Annotated in this window: 16 protein-coding genes; 5 read left to right on the top strand and 11 right to left on the bottom strand. The window is 66.3% G+C overall.

The window, feature by feature from the left end; all coding sequences use genetic code 11:
* Positions 1-4: 4 nt before the first annotated feature.
* From tssG to AC2FAN_RS15705, 8 genes are all read right to left on the bottom strand, one after another.
* On the bottom strand, positions 5-1,069 hold the full coding sequence (gene tssG / locus AC2FAN_RS15740) for a type VI secretion system baseplate subunit TssG (protein ID WP_485175279.1): 1,065 nt from the start codon (positions 1,067-1,069) through the stop codon (positions 5-7).
* The gene (gene tssF, locus AC2FAN_RS15735) at positions 1,066-3,027 is read right to left on the bottom strand and encodes a type VI secretion system baseplate subunit TssF (protein ID WP_485175277.1); all 1,962 of its coding nucleotides are present in this window, start codon (positions 3,025-3,027) and stop codon (positions 1,066-1,068) included. The genes tssG and tssF overlap by 4 nt, the downstream gene beginning before the upstream one ends.
* 4 nt (positions 3,028-3,031) lie before the next feature.
* Positions 3,032-3,580, bottom strand: coding sequence for a type VI secretion system baseplate subunit TssE (locus AC2FAN_RS15730; protein WP_485175275.1), 549 nt, complete (start codon positions 3,578-3,580; stop codon positions 3,032-3,034).
* Positions 3,581-3,638: 58 nt separating this feature from the next.
* On the bottom strand, positions 3,639-4,121 hold the full coding sequence (locus AC2FAN_RS15725) for an Hcp family type VI secretion system effector (protein WP_265053807.1): 483 nt from the start codon (positions 4,119-4,121) through the stop codon (positions 3,639-3,641).
* A 136-nt stretch (positions 4,122-4,257) separates the two neighbouring features.
* A complete protein-coding gene (gene tssC / locus AC2FAN_RS15720) occupies positions 4,258-5,763 on the bottom strand; it encodes a type VI secretion system contractile sheath large subunit (RefSeq protein ID WP_265053808.1) in 1,506 nt (501 codons plus the stop codon).
* A gap of 58 nt (positions 5,764-5,821) precedes the next feature.
* Complete coding sequence (gene tssB / locus AC2FAN_RS15715) at positions 5,822-6,352, bottom strand: type VI secretion system contractile sheath small subunit (RefSeq protein WP_265053809.1); 531 nt, start codon at positions 6,350-6,352, stop codon at positions 5,822-5,824.
* A 122-nt stretch (positions 6,353-6,474) separates the two neighbouring features.
* A complete protein-coding gene (locus tag AC2FAN_RS15710) occupies positions 6,475-7,920 on the bottom strand; it encodes a type VI secretion system protein TssA (RefSeq protein ID WP_485175272.1) in 1,446 nt (481 codons plus the stop codon).
* 70 nt (positions 7,921-7,990) lie between these two features.
* Complete coding sequence (locus AC2FAN_RS15705) at positions 7,991-8,548, bottom strand: OmpA family protein (protein ID WP_265053811.1); 558 nt, start codon at positions 8,546-8,548, stop codon at positions 7,991-7,993.
* Positions 8,549-8,666: 118 nt separating this feature from the next.
* Between AC2FAN_RS15705 and AC2FAN_RS15700 the strand changes: the two genes are divergently transcribed.
* The 3 genes from AC2FAN_RS15700 to tagH all read left to right on the top strand — a co-directional run bounded on the left by AC2FAN_RS15700 (position 8,667) and on the right by tagH (position 12,598).
* The gene (locus tag AC2FAN_RS15700; RefSeq protein ID WP_265053812.1) at positions 8,667-10,526 is read left to right on the top strand and encodes a type VI secretion system Vgr family protein; all 1,860 of its coding nucleotides are present in this window, start codon (positions 8,667-8,669) and stop codon (positions 10,524-10,526) included.
* Positions 10,527-10,543: 17 nt separating this feature from the next.
* Positions 10,544-11,092 carry a DUF6931 family protein gene (locus AC2FAN_RS15695; protein ID WP_485175270.1) on the top strand — a complete coding sequence of 183 codons (549 nt, stop codon included), beginning with the start codon at positions 10,544-10,546 and terminating at the stop codon, positions 11,090-11,092.
* Between the two features lie 117 nt (positions 11,093-11,209).
* Positions 11,210-12,598: a type VI secretion system-associated FHA domain protein TagH gene (gene tagH, locus AC2FAN_RS15690; RefSeq protein ID WP_485175268.1), complete on the top strand. Its 1,389-nt coding sequence runs from the start codon at positions 11,210-11,212 to the stop codon at positions 12,596-12,598.
* Positions 12,599-12,810: 212 nt separating this feature from the next.
* Here tagH and AC2FAN_RS15685 read toward each other — a convergent pair whose 3' ends face one another.
* The 3 genes from AC2FAN_RS15685 to AC2FAN_RS15675 form a co-directional block, all read right to left on the bottom strand.
* Positions 12,811-13,164, bottom strand: coding sequence for a RidA family protein (locus tag AC2FAN_RS15685; RefSeq protein WP_265053815.1), 354 nt, complete (start codon positions 13,162-13,164; stop codon positions 12,811-12,813).
* A gap of 62 nt (positions 13,165-13,226) precedes the next feature.
* On the bottom strand, positions 13,227-14,015 hold the full coding sequence (locus tag AC2FAN_RS15680; protein ID WP_265053816.1) for a hypothetical protein: 789 nt from the start codon (positions 14,013-14,015) through the stop codon (positions 13,227-13,229).
* Positions 14,016-14,083: 68 nt separating this feature from the next.
* Positions 14,084-14,584, bottom strand: a complete 501-nt coding sequence (locus AC2FAN_RS15675) for a PAAR domain-containing protein (RefSeq protein ID WP_485175266.1) — start codon at positions 14,582-14,584, stop codon at positions 14,084-14,086.
* Positions 14,585-14,761: 177 nt separating this feature from the next.
* Between AC2FAN_RS15675 and tssK the strand changes: the two genes are divergently transcribed.
* Together tssK and icmH are read left to right on the top strand one after the other, a co-directional pair.
* Positions 14,762-16,099, top strand: coding sequence for a type VI secretion system baseplate subunit TssK (gene tssK, locus AC2FAN_RS15670; protein WP_265053818.1), 1,338 nt, complete (start codon positions 14,762-14,764; stop codon positions 16,097-16,099).
* Positions 16,096-17,045, top strand: a 950-nt coding sequence (gene icmH, locus AC2FAN_RS15665) for a type IVB secretion system protein IcmH/DotU (RefSeq protein WP_485175264.1), incomplete at its 3' end; no start/stop codon positions are given. The genes tssK and icmH, both read left to right, overlap by 4 nt.

Here is a 17,045-nt window from a genome sequence, read left to right as displayed (position 1 = left end):
CCCTTCAGTGTCCGGCGGTCGCAGTGCGGCTTCGTTTCAGGCGCAGGCTTTCGGCGGGATGGAAGCGGGCGTCGCGGCGCAGCGCGCCGGGCTCGACATCCCAGTTCGGCGCCATCCAGCTCGTCCAGCCGAGATGGCCGGATTGTCCGAGCCGGACCGGCTTCACCTCGCCGACCGGCAAAGCCAGCTCGACATCCCATTCGAACTGCTCGCCGAGATGGAAGAACACCGCATCGGCCAGCGGCTCGCAGCGGTCGCCGTTGGGCAGGAAGCGCTCGAACTGCGCGAGGTCGCCAGCCACGATCTTCACGCGGAACTTGTCCTCGACGCTATAGACGCTGGCCCCGAGCAGCGCGTCGCCTCCGAGCGTGCAATGCGCGCCGCCGAGCCGTGTCCGGTCGGCCGGATCGAAGACGAGCCGCATGCCGACGAACTGTTCGATCTCGACATCCGCCTTGAACAACCCCGCCAGGAAACGCTTGAGCCGCGAGGCCGATTTCGCCTGCGCGCCGATCAGCCCGGCATGGGCGAGCTTCTCGGCATCGGGAACGCTGTCCCGGCCGGCATAGGGCTTCGAGCCCAGCCCGACCGTGCTGCCGATATAGGCGGCGAAGCGGTCGAGATCGGGCCGGTCATGCTGCGCGATCGGCCGCGAATCCGCCCAGGCCCGATAGAACAGCTGCAGGAAGCGGTGGTTGAAGATGTCGAGGAATCGGGGGAAGGCGTCGTCCCGCGCGATCTGCCAGTGGTAGGTCTCCTCGGTGGTCGCCAGCGGCAGCGCGCCCTGCGGGCCGAGCAGGCCGAGGAACTTGACCAGCAGCCGCAGACGCCCCTGCCCGTCGCGATCGGCCTCGGCGATGCTGGACGCCGGAAAGTCGAGATAGGCCGGTTCGCCCAGCGCAACATATTCGTCCCGCCGCGTCGCGACGTCGCCGATCCGGCCCCGCTCCGGAAAGCTGCGCTCCAGCCGGCGCATCACCGCATAGAAATCGAAGCGCCAGGGCTCGGCCTCCAGTTGCGCCTGGTAGGTCGGCGCCTTCTCCAGCGGGTTGGCCGGTTCCTCGGTCACAGGATGCGCCTCGAACCGGCCCGCGGCGGAAAGCGCATGACTTCGCCGCGCTCCACCGTACGGATCACCGTCTGGGTGAAATGGTTCATCGCTGCGTATTCGGCGAAGAAGCGGTCGAGCGCCGCGCCCAGCAGGAAGACGCCCGAGCCTTCGAAGGCCTTCTCGTCGAGCAGCACGGTGATCTCGAGCCCGCGCGCCGCGCCCGTCCCCGCCCGCTGCGGAAAGCGCCGCACGACGGCCCGGCTGTCGACGCTCTTGATGCCGCGGATGCGCCGCTCGGTCGCGCTGTCGGCGAGGTCGGCGAAAAGCGAGAGCAGCTCCCGCAACGCCTCGCCGTTCTGGCCCGCACCGCGCTGGACGAGGCCGAGCTGGTTGAGGCTGAGCAGGTTGATCAACCGCCAAGTGACGACGCCGGTGCTCGCCATCTCGGCCCGCAGCTTGAGCTGGGAAACGATCGGCTCGCGCGGCGGCGTCGGCCCGGCAAGGCAGGAGACATCCAGCGAGACATTGTCGATCAGCCGGAAATCGGCGCCGCCGATGCCGGTCGGCAGATGCTCGGTCAGGTGCCGGTTCGAGCAGAGCGCGCGCACGCTGAGCTCGGCGACCGATGCGGTTTCCGACAGGCCCGCCGGCTCGACCAGCGAGATGAACATCTCCGTACCCGTATAGTCGGAGGCGCGGCCCTGCCGACGCTCGGCGGAGGAGCGCCGGCGCGGCAAGCGGCGCTGCGTGTAATGCAGGCCATGCACCGGCGAAGCGCCTTCCGGCGATGAATAGAGCGGATGGACCGGCTGCTTCTCGCGCCCGCCGATATAGTGGGCGTGGACCGAGAGAACGCTGTGCGGCTCGTAGTCGAGCGCCCGGCTGCGATCCGGCACGACATGGAACTCGTGCTGGTTCATCTTCACCGGGATGCGGTCGGCCGTCTTCTCGAAGAGGTTGATCGCGGGCGCTGCGTAAAGCGCGAACATCTCCTTGCGCACGGCGCCCGGCAGCCGCGTATTGACCTCGTCGAAGACGAAGATCAGCTCGACCGTCTTCGCGGTGAGCTTCGGCAGGACCCTGTTCAGCCCTTCCAGCCGGAAGCCGAGGAACTTGCGCGGGAACCAGAACAGTTCGCGCAGCAGCTCGAAGCCGCGGAAGACTCGCGTATCGGCCGGCAGCAGCGCCTCGTCTTCGTCGAAGCCGATCTGTTCGAGCCGGCAATCCTCACCCGGCGTCACCACCGGATCGCCGAAGGCGTCGAGATGGCGGAAATGCACGCCGATGCAGTTCGCGAAGAGCTGCTCGTAGAGCGCGACCGCGTCGCCCTCCCCGCCGAGGAGATGGAAGCTCAATTCGCGGGCGCGGCAGCCGGCAAACCAGCTCGCCGGATTCTTGAGCGCGTCCGCCGCGGAGGGCTCCTGCTCGCGATCGGCCATGACGCGATGGGTCAGCGTCAGGCGCAGGCCCGCCAGAGCGCGCGGACCGACCTTGAGACCGAGCGCCTGCAATGAGCCGGGCGCCGGGATGTACTCCGCCGCCGTAACCTCGAAGGGCCAGAGCACGACATCGGAGCCGAGGCGGTAGCGGCAGGCGACGCGGCGCTCGCGCTCGAGATAGGTCGCATCGACATAGGAGCCGCGGGGAATGCGGACGCCCTCGCGCAGGCCAGGATCGGAATAAGGCGGCTCGATGCCCGCCAGCAGCGCCGAAGGCGTCGGTGCCAGGTAGTTCGGCAGCAGCTGCTCAAGCAGGTTGTTGGTGAACTCGGGAAACTCGTGCTTCAGCTTGAGCTGCACGCGGGCGGCGAGGAAGGCCGCGCCCTCCAGCAGGCCCCCGACCATCGGGTCCATGCGCTCGCCGGCGAGCCCGCCGAGCCGCTCGGCAATGCCGGGATACTCCTCGGCGAACTCCTTGCTGTGCTCCATGAAGAGCCGGAGTTCCTGGTTGTAGAGGTCGAGAAACTCCTGGTTCATCGCGTCAGCGCCCCTTGATCGCGATCTTGCCGGTATCGAGCTCGAGATCGGCGACGAACTGCACGGGCACGTTGAGCGGCTCGCAGTTGAGGTCGGCCCGGACCAGGAAGCGCACCTTGAGTTCCGCCGGATTCACCGTCTGGTCGCGCTCCACGGCGATCGACTTGCGGATCAGGCGCGGCTCGTAGCCGATCAGCACATCCGCCAGATCCTCGCGGATCGCATCGACGCGGTGCTCGTCGATCGACAGCCGCGTCATGTCGGGGAAGCCGTGGTTGAGCACGGAGCGGCGGACATGCTCCAGCCCTGAGAGATCGAGCGCGGAAGCCAGGTTGATCGTGTTCACCAGCGCGTCCAGATCGATGCCGATCTCGCGCCTGAGCTTCTGCTCGGTGATCGCCGCGCGCGGCGCGGCGCGGCGGTTCGCGATCACGCGTTCGCCGCCCTCGTCCCGCAGGTCGAGCGCGGTCCTCGCATCCTTTTCCAGATGCGCCTCCCGGAATGCGAACATCAAAGGCGGCCGCAGCCGCTTCTTCGAGATCGGATCGGCCATCATGTCCTGTCCGGCATTAGTGCGCCGGTTCCGGAGACCCGGAACCGGCGCACTATCCTCACTTCGCGTTGGCCTTGATGTCCCAGGTCATCGTGATCGGCGCATCGAGCGCGCCGTCCTGCTTTTGCGGCTTGTACTCGTATTTGATCTTCGCGTAGTTCAGCGAGAACTGGTCGGTCGGGATGCTGGTCCCGCCGGCCGCGTCGCCGGACTGGTAGCTCGACACCAGCAGGTCCTCCAGCGTCACGACATAGTAGTCCTGCTGCGTCTCGCCCTGCTTGCGGACATAGAGCACGGCCTTCTTGATGTGCTTGCCGCTGGCGCAGGACAGCGCCAGGTTCGCCGACGCCTTGCCGACCGACGAGGTGAAGTGAATATCCTGGAAGCTCGCCTTGCCGGCGCCGCCACCGGCATTGGATGCATGCGAGCCGGCGTTGCTGACGCCCCAGGAGAAGGAATCGACCTCGATCGTGTCCTTGTGGTTCTTGTCCTTGCTTTCGCCCTTGATGCCATCGATCTCGAGCAGGAAGTCGCTAGCCATGTTTACCTCCAAGGTGGAATGTTGTGACGCTCGCTGGTGCGAACGGGCTTGGGGACGCACTTCTCCTGTCGCGCCGCCTCGACCGGCCGGCGCGCCGAAGATTCTCGTTGGCCATCACCTGCTGATCAGGTGACGGTCACTGCTTGGGAGCTGGCAGTCGCGAGACCAGGCTCAGGCCGATATCCATGCCTTCAAGCTGGAAGTGCGGCCGCAGATAGAACTTGGCCGAGTAGTAGCCAGGGTTCTCCTCGTCCTCGAAGACGTCGATGCGCGCATCGGAGAGCGGGCGCCGCGCCTTCGTCTCTTCGCTGGAATTGACCGGATCGCCGTCGACATAGTCGGTGATCCACTCCTGCAGCCAGCGGCGCAGCGGCTCCTTTTCCTTGTAGGAGCCGATCTTGTCGCGAACCATGCACTTCAGGTAGTGCGCGAAGCGCGAGACCGCGAACATGTAGGGCAAGCGCGCCGACAGGTTGTCGGAGGCTGTCGCCGCCACCCCGTCCGGCCCCGAGAAGGCCTTGGGCTTGTAGAGCGACTGCGCGCCGATGAAGGCCGCCTTGTCCGTGTTCTTGCGATGGATGAGCGGGATCAGGCCGGATTTGGCCAGCTCCGCCTCGCGCCGGTCGCTGATCGCGATCTCGGTCGGGCATTTCAGGTCGATGCCGCCATCGTCGGTCGGGAAGGTGTGGGTCGGCAGGTTGAGCACCTCACCGCCCGACTGGACGCCGCGGATGCGGGTGCACCAGCCATATTCCTTGAAGGCGCGGTTGATGTTGACGGCCATGGCATAGGCCGCGTTCATCCAGGCGTAGTTCTCGCCCTTGTGGCCGTCGGTGTCCTCCTCGAAGGCGAACTCCTCGACCGGCTCGGACTTGGCGCCGTAAGGCACCCGCGAGAGCACCCGCGGCAGGCAAAGCCCGACATAGCGGGAGTCGGCCGCGTCGCGCAGACCCTTCCAGGCCGCATAGTCCGGCGTGTCGAAGACCTTGCCGAGATCGCGCGGGTTGGAGAGTTCCGTCCAGCTGTCCATGCCCATCAGGGTCGGCTCGGCGCCGGCGAAGAAAGGCGCATGCGCCGCCGCCGCAACCTTCGACAGATCGCGCAGGAGCTGCACGTCGGTCGGAACATGGCTGAAGTGGTAGTCGCCGACCAGGCAGCCGAAGGGCTGGCCGCCGAGCTGACCGAACTCCTGCTCGTAGACCTGCTTGAACAGCGGGCTCTGGTCCCAGCGCGCGCCGGGATAGGTCTTGAGATTGCGAGCGAGCTCGTTCTTCGAGACGTTCATCACCTTGATCTTCAACTGCGCGTCCGTCTCGGAGTTGAAGACGAGGTAGTTGAGGCCGCGCCAGGCGCTCTCGATCTTCTGGTATTCCGGTGCGTGCAGCACCGCGTTCATCTGCTCGGTCAACTTGGCGTCGAGCCGGGCGATCATCTCCTCGATCGTGTCGATGACGTCGCCCTTGATCAGGGTCTGATCCGCCAGCGCCTGGTTGACCAGCGTCGCGACCGCGTTCTCGACCTCGGTCGCCGCCCGCTCGGTTTTCGGTTTGAAACTCTGCTTCAGGACTGCCGAGAAATCATCGATCTCGCGGGTCTCTACAGCCGCGCCACCGGGCTGCTGGGTTTGTGCTTCCGCTGCCATTGCCGCCTCGCTTGCTTAACCGCCTGGCAGACCCGCAGCGGCGGGCCCGCATCCATGATCAATTCTGTTTCTTGTCCTCGGCAGGCTCGCTCTTGCCGAGCCTGTCCTTGAGGGTGGCCATCAGCTGCGGGTCGGCGAGCAGCGCCTTGATCTGGTCGCTCGCGGCCATCTTGCCGTCCATGTAGCGCAGCAGGTTGGCGAGCTGCTCGCGCGCCTCCAGCAGCTTCGCCGTCGCCGGGATCTGGCGGGCGACCGCAGCCGGGTTGAAATCCTCGAACTTCGAGAACTTCAGCGCCACCGACAACTTCTCGTTGCTGTCGTCGCCGAGCTTGTTGGCCACGTTGAAGGACACGGCAGGCTCGATCGCGGCCATGCGCTGATCGAAATTGTCCATGTCGAAATCGAGGAACTTGCGCTGGGAGATTTCCGGCTTCTCGATCGCCGAGGCGTTGCCGGAGAGATCGGCCAGCACGCCCATCACGAAGGGCAGCTCGATCTTCTGCTCGGCGTTGTACGGATCCTCATAGGTGATGTGCACCCGAGGCGGCCTGTTGCGGCGGATGAACTTCTGTCCTGAATCCCCGGCCATGTGACGTGCCCCTCTGCATCCGTGCCACGCCGACGTAACGTGACATCCTATCCGTTTTCGTCCGTCATCGATATAGTCGCGCCATCGCGACGGAAGGTTCAAAGCAAAGGCAAAAAACTGACCTAGCTGTCGGTCTCCGGAACCTGAGCGACGTCTGGCAGGATATTGCCCAGAAGAGACATGAAATCATGCTGCGCCAGAGCGCAGGCCTTGTCCATCAAGAGCGGCGTCGGATGCGAGGGCTCGACCCGCCGATAGAAGGCGGCGACCGCCCTCATCGCGTCCACGGCCTCGCTGCGGCTGCCGATCGCGATAGCGGATGCTGCGACAGGCGGCGCGGGAGCGACCTCGATCGCCGCAGGCTCGCCGGCTTCGGCGTCGTCCTCCACCGCTTGTTCGTCATCGCCATCGTTTCCGTAGCCGCTATCCTCGGCCTCGTCGGCCGCTTCGGCGTAGCCCTGATCGGCTTCGCTCTCCGCCTCGTAGCCATTCGGCACCGGCAAGCGTTCGAGCGGCAGCCGAAACCGGCGCAATTCGCCGATCTCGATGACAGCCTTGTCGACATGCTCGGGAAACATGATCTGGATGACCTCGATCAGCGACTTTCCGATCAACTGCTGGGCTTGTCCGATCAGCAGGACCGCCGGGCTGGAAGGCTCGGTTTTGCGAAAGTAGCCGAGGCAGGCCGAGAGCGTATCCTTCACTTGGAGGATGTTCGAAACGCTGCCGGGACCGAAGCTTGCGGCGCTCGCTGCCGGCACCGGCGCGCCGCTCGCCACTGGCGCTGCACCGGCCGATTGATGGCCCGGAACGCGCCGCGCGACTGCAGCGTCCAGAAAGGCAGCGATCTGGTCCAGAAGCGCCGCCAGGCGCGGAAAGCCGAGCGGATGATCGACACCGACCTTCTCGAGCCAGACCATGCGCATGCGGGCGAGCGCATCGCGCGCCGCGCTGACATGGCCGAGAATCGCCGTCAGATCCTCCGGCTCGACATCGCCCAGCGCGGCCTGGATGGCTCCGGCATCGGGATGCTGCTCGCCCTCGACGAGACGGGTCTCGCCGCTGGCGACGAGCTGGCTGCGGAAGGCGAAAGGGCCGATCCGGCGGCTGACGAAGAGCGGCGCATGCTGCAGCGGCAACACCACGGTCGCCAGTTCGTCGAGCCCCTGGAGCGCGACTTCGCGCATGACGAAATCGCCGTCCATTGCCCGCGGATGCACCTCCTCCCAGTAATCGCCGAGGAGGCCCGCCATGGTTGAGAGGCTGGCCGCGAAACCCGGGACGTCGCGGTTGAGGATCGTCAGCTTCGCGCCGAGCACGAGCACGCGCAGGTCGCGCGAGCGCTCCAGCAGCTTGCCGAGATCGGCGAAGGCAGCCGGAAACTCGATGCCGCTGCGATCGAAAGCGACCTGCCGCCCATCATCGTCGCGGCGGAAATACGACGCCGGCAGCGCGACCTCGAGCCGCGCCGTGACATTCATGAAGTCGGTATCGTCCTCGAGATCCGGCCCGCAGGGTTCGTCGGCCGAAACCGGCTTCGTCAGTTCGGCAAAATTCAAGGCCGCCATCGCTCTCCCCGCTTGCAGGATCGGCGGCCCGGGCTGGCCCCGCGCCGCCTCGGCTGTCTGGCCTGGCTGGTTATTCGGTGCGCAGACGGGTCTCGACGCGGCGATTGTCGCCGGACAGCGGATCGGGCGCGATCGGCCGGCTCTGGCCGTATCCCCTGGCGACGAGCTTGGTGGGGCTCACGCCGCGATCCCCGAGATAGCGGACCACGGCCTGCGCGCGGCGCTGCGACAGGCTGAGATTATAGCCGGGCGTGCCGGCCGCATCGGTATGCCCCTCGACCATGAAGCTCTGGGCGGAGAGTTGCGGGGTCTTCAGCGCCTTGGCGAACTCATCGAGATTAAGCTTCGCCTCGGGCTCGAGCACGTCGGAATTGTATTTGAACTTGACGACGAGATCGAAGGCGCTCGGCGGCTTGGCCACCTCGACGACATGGCCAGCCTTGGCGCATTCGGCCTCGGTGCCGACGCACAGGCCGCGCGTCACCGCGGGCTTGGGCACAGCCGCCGGCCCGAAATGCTTGACGATGTCGTCGGCCTTGTAGGTCTGCGCTCCGGCCGTTGCGGCCATGGTGAGAACCCCGAGGCCCGTCAGAGCGACCAATGTGATGAAGCCGGACTGCTTGCGCATGGGAACCCTCCCGATAAGTTGCGCCATTCGGCGTATGAAGACTTTAGGAGTCGACGATGACTCTCCATGTTAGTTACGTCAAGGCAAAAATAGGTTCAATCGGCGAGAGGTTTTGTTGATGACTGCCAATCTAGGGCAAGGTCAAAGAACCGCGTCATTCACGACGCCGTCTGGCCAAGATAAATTTACACTTATCAAGTTCGAAGCCAGCGAAGCTTTGAGCGAGTTATTTACATACAACATCGAAGCGGCGAGCAAGACGGACAACGCCGACCTGCAAAGCATGATGAGCGAGAAATGCTCGATCAAGTTCACGCTGAAGAACAAGAGCGAGCGCGTGCTGAACGGCACGCTGGTCGACGCGCAGTGGCTCGGCCAACAGGACGATCTCTACATCTATCGCTTCACGCTCAGACCCTGGCTCTGGTTGCTCTCGCAGCGGGCCGACTGCCGGATCTTCAAGAACAAGAGCGCGATCGACATCATCAAGGAGATCTTCGGCAAGGAAGGCTCGGCGAGCTTCGATGACCGCACGAGCGAGACGCTGCAGCCGATCGACTACTGCGTGCAGTATCGCGAAACCGATCTGGATTTCGTGCTGCGGCTGATGGAGCAGTACGGCATCTATTATTATTTCAAGCACAGCGACGGCGACCACAAGCTCGTGCTCTGCGATTCCCGCTCCGCTCACGATCAGGTCACGGCCGCAGCCGAGCCGAGCTTCCAGGGCGATGCCTCGGCCTATTCGCTCGTCAAGCAGGGCAACCGCTTCCCGCACTCCCAGGTCGAGCACCTCACCCACTGGTCGACGATGCGCCGCCTGCGCACCGGCAAGTTCGAGCTCAAGGACTACGACTTCGAGAAATCGGAATCGGACCTGACCGCCCGTGCCGAAGAGGGCTTTCCCAAGGCCAAATCCTATGAAGCCTATGACTATCCCGCCGCCTACACCAAGCGCGACCAGGGCGAGCATTTCGCCCGCGTCATGGCCGAGGCCGAGCAGGCCAGGGACGACAGGCGCCATGCCGGTGGCGACGCCGCAAGCCTCTATCCCGGCGCCCTGATGAAGCTCGCGGACCATCCGGCCGGCACCGAGAATGTCGAGTACCTCGTTGTCCGGGCAACCCATGCCTTCGGCATCCAGAGCTATCGTTCCTCCTCCAGGCAGGACGAGGCGCTCTATCACGGCTCCTACGAACTCCAGAAATGCGAGCGGCGCTTCCGCGCGCCCATCGTCACGCCGCGCCCCACCGTCTACGGGCCGCACACCGCCAAGGTGGTCGGTGAGCGTAACCAGGGCGAGGAAGGCGACATCGACGTCGACGAATACGGCCGGATCTGGCTGCGCTTTCATTGGGATCGCGAGGACGGCTCGACCTCCTGCCGCACCCGTGTCGCGCAGATGTGGGCCGGCAAGGGCTGGGGCGGCCAGATCATCCCGCGAATCGGCCAGGAGGTGATCGTCGAGTACCTCGAGGGCAACCCCGACCTGCCGCTCGTAGTCGGCGCGGTCGTCAACGACCAGCACAAGCCGCCCTATGAACTGCCGGCGAACAAGACCCAATCGGGCCTGAAATCGGAATCGACCGATGGAGCCGGCTTCCCCGACACCTACAACGAGATCAAGTTCGAGGACCGCAAGGACCACGAGGTCTTCGAGATGCATGCAGAGAAGGACCACAAGGTGGTGGTCAACAACATCGAGACGCGCGAGATCGGCGAACGCTACCAGGACGGCGGCTATTCGCGAAAGACGACGCTCAAGAAGGGCGACGACAGGCTCGACGTCGAAAACGGCAAGATCGATGTCGAGGCGCTGACCGAGATCAACCTCAAGGTCGGCGAGAGCAAGATCAAGATGACGCCCGGCAGCATCGAGATCACCTCGCCGAGCATCAGGATCAAGAGCGTCGGCATGACCGAGGTGGGCAGCGACGGCACCGTCGTGATCAAGGCCCCCATGATAACGATCAACTGAGAATGGCCGGGGCCTCCATGTCACGCCTGCGCTTCAGCACCGCCCGCGAGGTGTTCGAGACCTTTCCCTCGGCGCACGAGGCCGTCACGATGCCGCCGACCACGGAGCCGCCGCTTGCCTTCCTTGCCCGGCTGATCAGGGGCCCGGCGCCGTCGGAGGCGGTCGGCTTCTGCGCCTTCCTGCTGCCGCGGCGCGAAACCGTCTGGTGGGCGCTGCAGGCCGTGCGTGCGATGCAGCCGCCCGGCACGCAGGATCCCGGCCTCGCCGCCGCCGAAGCCTGGGTGCGCGAGCCCGGAGACCGCACCCGCTTCGACGCGCTGAAGCTCGCGCTGGCCGGCGACCGCGCCCGGCCGGGCACCTGGGTCGCCTGGGCGGCCGGGTATTCCGGCGGCAGCATGGTCGAAAGCCACGGCGTGCCCTGCCCGCCCGACCTCACCGCCAAGATGGCGCGCATCGCCGTGCTCAACGCGATCAACCGCCTGCCCTCACGCGACCGCGAGGGCGCATTGCATCGCTGCGTCGAAGCATGCATTCGTTTGGCTGAAGACGATGCCGGCAAGCGCTAGAGCATCGGCCCGAAAAGTGGGGTCCGGTTTTCGGAGAAAGCCGATGCAAAATCAAAGAGCTACAGCATCGGTCCGAGTACGATATTCGGTTCGATGCTGTAGAAGCGGTTCGCTACCATGGCGCTGACACTGACGATCGAGAACGAGACCTCCCTGCCGGATGGCGGCCCGCTGAGCGTAACCGCCAGCGGCGGGCGCGGCCTCGACATCGGCCGCGACCAGCATCTCGACTGGGCCCTGCCCGACCCCACCCGCGCCATCTCCGGCCGCCACTGCGAAATCCGCTTCCGCGACGGCGCCTGGTGGCTGCGCGACATTTCGACCAATGGCACTTTCGTCAATGGCGGCGATCATCGCGTCCAGTCGCCCTATCGGCTCCAGAACGGCGACCGGCTCGAAATCGGCCACTACGTCATCGCCGTCGTGATCGACGACGATGCCGGTCAGGCTCCGGCCCACCCCCTCACCCCGCCTCCCTATGTGGCCCAGCCGGAATCGCTCTGGGCGCCGAGCGAGGAAGCCGCACCGCCGATTTCGCGCCGCGAGCTGATGCCGCCCAGCCACGCCAAACCGGTCCATGCGAGCTTCATCGACTGGGCTACGGACATCCCTGCTCCCGATGCAGGGGCTCTTCCGCCACCGGCCGCTCCGGGCTGGTCCGCGCCGGCCGCGCAAGGCGACGATTTCGCCTGGGCGCCGATGCAGCCGTCGCCGATCGCCCCCGTCGAACCCATCGCGCCGATCCCGACGCCACGCCGCCCTGCCCCGAGCAGCGCGCCCGCCGCAAACCCCTGGGACGAGCCGGGCACCGACCCGGTCCCGGCCGATGCGGCAACCGAACCACAGCCGGCTCGTCCTCGAGCTTTCGCGCCCGAACCTCCCTTCGCAGCCGAAAGCGCCGCGCAGCCCGCAGCCGCAGCGCCGATCTCGATGGGCGAGTTCATGCAGCGCTTCGCCAAGGGCGCCGGCGTCTCGCCGCAGTCGCTGTCGTCGCAGGACCCCGGCGCCTTCGCCGAGCAGCTCGGCGGGCTGATGCGGCTGATCGCGGAGGAACTGAAGGGCCTGCTCGCCGCCCGCGCCGAGAGCAAGCGCATCGCCCGCAGCACCAACCAGACGATGATCCAGGCGCAGGACAACAACCCGCTGAAATTCTCGCCGACGGTCGACGATGCGCTGCAATTGATCTTCGGCCAGCCGCGCACCGGTTATCTCGACGCCAGGCGCGCTTTCGACGAGAGCTTCCGCGACCTGAAGGCCCACCAGATCAAGACCTACTCGGCCATGCAGCACGCGCTGAAGATGCTGGTCGAGGACCTCGACCCCCAGGCTGTCGCCGAGAGCACCGCGCAGGACGGCGGCATCGGTGGCCTGATCGGCTCGCGCAAGGCGAAGATGTGGGACGCCTATGTCGCGCGCTGGGAGGCCAAGACAGCCCCTTACGAGAACGGGCTGGTCGACGCCTTCATGATCTATTTCGCCGAGTGCTACGACCGCGGCGGGAAGTGACGGTCGGGTTATGCGGCCGTCATGCTCGGGCCTGACCCCAATCACCTCCACACCGTCATTCCGGGGCAGGCCGCAGGCCTGAGCCCGGAATCCAGAACCGATGCCGCCCATCGGAAGGGCGGGGGCATCCGGTCACTTCCTTGCCGAAGCGCATCGGTTCTGGGTTCCGGGCCCATTGCTTTGCAATGTCCCGGAATGACGAGAGGTATCCGTCAGCGCTTGGCCGCCACCGCTGTGATCTCGATGCCGTAGCCGGGCGAGGCGAGCTTCGCCTCGACGGTCGCACGCGCCGGCGCATGGCCTGCCGCCACCCACTTGTCCCAGACAGCGTTCATCTCGCCGATCTTGCCGATATCGGTGAGGAAGATCTGGACGCTGAGGATGCGCTCCTTGCTGCTGCCGGCCTGCGCCAGCGTGTCCTCCAGCAGCGCCAGCACCTCTTCCGTCTGCTCGGTCAGGGAAGCGCCCTCGGTCTTCTCCGGCACATGGCCGGCGAGGAAGACGATGCCGTTGAAGATGGCGGCGTCGCAGTAGCGGGCGGCCAATCCGATGCGTTCGATGGTCATGGGCTTGCGTCCTGTCGCGCGAGAAAATGGAAGCGCCCGCTTGGCCCGCCCGTCCGCGTCGGTCAAGCCGTTGGCAGCGCCAGGATCTCGCGGATCGCCCGGAGCTGAAGCTGGCGCGGCTCCTCGTCCATAGCCGCCTTGTAGTAGCCGAGGATGCTGAGCTGCTCGTAGGTCGCCCAGATCGACTCGTCCTCGAAAGCGGCCACCCGCTCCTCCAGGTTGAGGATCATGCCGTATTCGACGCCGCCGGGCTCGCCATAGACGATCGGCGGCGGCGTCGGCTTGCTGCGCTTCTGGGCTTCTGCCGCGGCGAAGGCCGCGAGCGCACCGGGATGCCAGAACTGCTCGTAAGCGGCGACGATGTCTGTCGCCGCGTCGCCCCTCGTCGCCAGCACGCGCCGGCAGGCCGCTGCGAAGGCGTCGGTCAGGCCGTTCGCCTCGGCGGCCGAATCGGCCTTGTTGTAGTCGGCCCGCAGCGGCTCGACATAGCCGAAGAGGTTTTCGAGCTGCCGCGCCGCCGGCCCCGACAGGAACAGCCAGGGAAAGGCACCATCGATCGAGATCTGCCCCGGCAGCAGATGGGCGGCCTGCTCGCCGTCATCAGCCCGGAAGAACTGGCGCACGGCCGCCGTGCAGCTGACGTTCGGCACCGGCAGCATCGGCCGCTTGCGCCGGGCGGGATCGCGGATCAAGGCCATGAAGCACAAAGTCTCGGCGATGCGGCCGTTGCGGGCCGTGCCGTGGTTCAGCGCCCGACGCTGATCGGAGGAGAGCCGCTGCACGATCTTGTGGCGGAAGCGCTCGCTCTTGGCCTCCTGGCGATCGGGAACTGTCCGGTTGTTCTTGCCCATCGCACCCACTGAAGAAGAAAACGATTGAGGATCAGCCGCTTGCGCTGTTTTCCTGAATCAATTCGCGATCATCCGCCGATGATGACAGTCGGCAACCCCATGACGATCTTGTTGGGCGGGCCGAGCGCCTCGGTGATCGTGTCGCCCACCCGGCAAGCCGGCAGGTTGTTGATCAGCACGGTCTGCGAACCGTCGATGACGACGCCGGGCCCATGCGGCTGCGGCGGCATCAGGGTCAGGCAGTTATGGATGTCGGCGCCGCCCGAAGCGCCGGTGATGGTCGAGCTCATCGCCGAGAGCGCAGCCGTCTTGGCTGCCTCCTCCGCCGCCTTGGCGGCGGGCGCACCCGGTGTTCCGGCCGCCGCCAGCGTCGCGGCGGCAGCAACCTGAAGTGTCGTATCGGACGCCGCCTTGGCTGCCTGAATAGCGGCGGCCGCGGCCGCCGGCACGCCGCGCCAGGCCGGCAGGCTGCCGATCAATACATTGGGGCTGCCCGGCCCCGGCTGCAGGATGCCCGGCAGCGGGTGGATCACGGGGTCGAGGATACGGGCGGCCGGTCCCTTGGGCATGCGTCGCTGGCTCCCGGGCGGATTCGTTGCTGTCAGCACTGCCGCGAAATTCTCGGCGCCGCATCCTTCAAGTCAATGACGGCGGCCCGCGCGCGAGGGGAATAGGATTCCCTTGGTGACGCTGGGTTACGTCCTCGATAAGCTCACCATGCCTGCCTTCGAGTGAGCGAGACCGGAATGTCGTGGTACAGCAAGGTCGTCTGGTCGGAAGGGCTTTTCCTCAGGCCGCATCACTTCCAGCAGAACGACCGCTATCTCGAGAATTTGCTGGAAAGCCGCGTCAGGACCATCTCGCCCTATCCATGGGGCTTCTCGGTGCTGGAGATCGACCGCGACCTCGCCCAGCAGAGCCGCATCGGCCTGCGCCGCGCCGTCGGCGTGATGCCGGACGGCACCCCCTTCGCGCTGCCCGACAACAGCCCCCTGCCGGCCGCGATCGAGGTGCCGGAGAATGCTGCCGGCCAGATCGTCTGGCTCTCGCTGCCGCTGGCCGCCGCCAATACCCGCGAGGTCGAGGACGCGCTGAACGGCTCGGCCAGCCGCTACGTCCCCGCAAACGAGATGCTGATCGATTCGACCGCCTCCCTGCGCACCGAGGAGGAGATCGACGTCGCCCATCCGCGCCTGACGCTGGAGCTGCGCAAGACCTCGAAGGCCGGCTATGTCGGTCTCGCGCTCGGCCGCATCCTCGAAGTGCGCGACCGCGCCATCCTGTTTGACGAGAAATTCGCCCCGCCGGTGCTGGTCTGCTCGGCCTATCCGGTGATCGAGGGCTGGCTCGATCGGGTCATCGGCTGGATCGACAACAAGCTGGAAGAACTCGCTCGCTATGCCGCCGACCCCACGGCGGGCGGCGGCCTGCAGAGCGCGGACTACTTCGTGCTTCAGCTTCTCAATCGCAACATCCCCGTGCTGAAGCACATGCGCCGCTCGCGCTTCATCCATCCCGAGCGGCTGTTCACGGTCTTCCTTGCGCTCGCCGGTGAGCTCGCGACCTTCACCACGGCCGAGCGCCGCGCCCGCGACTATCCGGCCTATGACCACGACGATCTGGAGAACTGCTTCGCGCCCGTCGTGCGCGACATCCAGGATTTCCTCTCGGCCAATCTCGGCCGCCGCGCCATCCGGCTGGAAATCATCGAACGCGCGCCCAACGCCTTCATGTCGACGATCCGGGACCGCAGCCTCGTCCGCAACGCGACGCTGGTGCTGGAAGTCGCGGCGCGCCGGCCGCTGACCGAGATCCAGGCGCAGTTCCCGCAGCTCTTCAAGATCGGCCCCAACACCAAGATGAACGAGATCGTCCATGCCCATCTGCCGGGCATCAGCCTCGTCCATCTGCCGACGCCACCGCCGCAGATCCGCGCGCTCACGGATCATGTATACTTCTACCTCGACCGCACCTCGCCGCTCTGGCCCGAGTTCAGCACGGCGAGTTCGATCGGCATGCATTTTTCCGGTGACTGGCCCGATCTCGAACTCGAGCTCTGGGCCGTTCTGGAGGGCAGGCGATGAGCGACGACGGTTCGTCCGACCCGTTCGGCCGTTCCGAACGGACCATCATCCGGCCGAACCCCGGCGGGCGCCGCGCGACCCTGCCACAAGCTCCTGCCACGCCTTCCCCCGCCGCAACGCCAGCGCCTCAGCCCTATGCGCCCCCGCAGGTGCCCTCGCCCGGCGTACCCGGCGGCGGCGACGAATGGATGTCGAACCCGGCGCCGATCCCGCAGCGCCCGCAGGCTCCCCCGCCTCCGGGGGGAAGTCAGTCGCTGCCGCGCCGCGACCAGCTGCTGACGCCGAACGCGAACCCGCTGCTGCGCGCCGCCGGTCCGCTTCTGCTGCTGCTCGGGCGGATGCGCGCCAATCTCTCCAACGCGCCCTTCGCGCAGTTGCTGGGCCAGGTCGGTGAAACGATCGAGGCCTTTGATCATGAGGTCCGCGCCGCCGGCGTCTCCGCCGAGACCGCCCGCACCGCGAAATACGTCCTCGCCGCCACCGCCGACGACATCGTCCAGAACACTCCCGGCGACGACCGCCATGTCTGGACGCAGTACAGCATGCTCTCGCGCTTCTTCGGCGAGCGCACCGGCGGCGTCCGCTTCTTCGAGGAGCTGGACAGGGCCAAGGCCGACCCATCGGTCAATTACGACCTGCTGGAACTGATGCATGCCTGCCTGGCGCTGGGCTTCCAGGGCATCCATCGCACCTCCTCCGGGGGCGCCAACAACCTGCAGATGATCCAGCGCAACCTCTTCGAGACGCTGCGGCGGTTGAAGCAGCCCGACCCCGAGCTCTCGCCGCGCTGGCGCGGGCAGGCCATCGCGGCAACCGTCGCAGGCTTCAAGGTGCCGGTCTGGTCGGTGGCGGCGATCGCTGCGGTCGCCCTGCTCGGCATCTATTTCGTTTTCCGCGCCCTGCTCTCGGGCAATGCCGAGGCGGCCTCGACCGCCCTGCTCTCCGT

It is taken from the genome of Allobosea sp. RIT-PG3_2, assembly GCF_057321085.1.
Note: the sequence above shows the minus strand (reverse complement) of the source record. Positions and strands in the feature narration are given on the sequence as shown.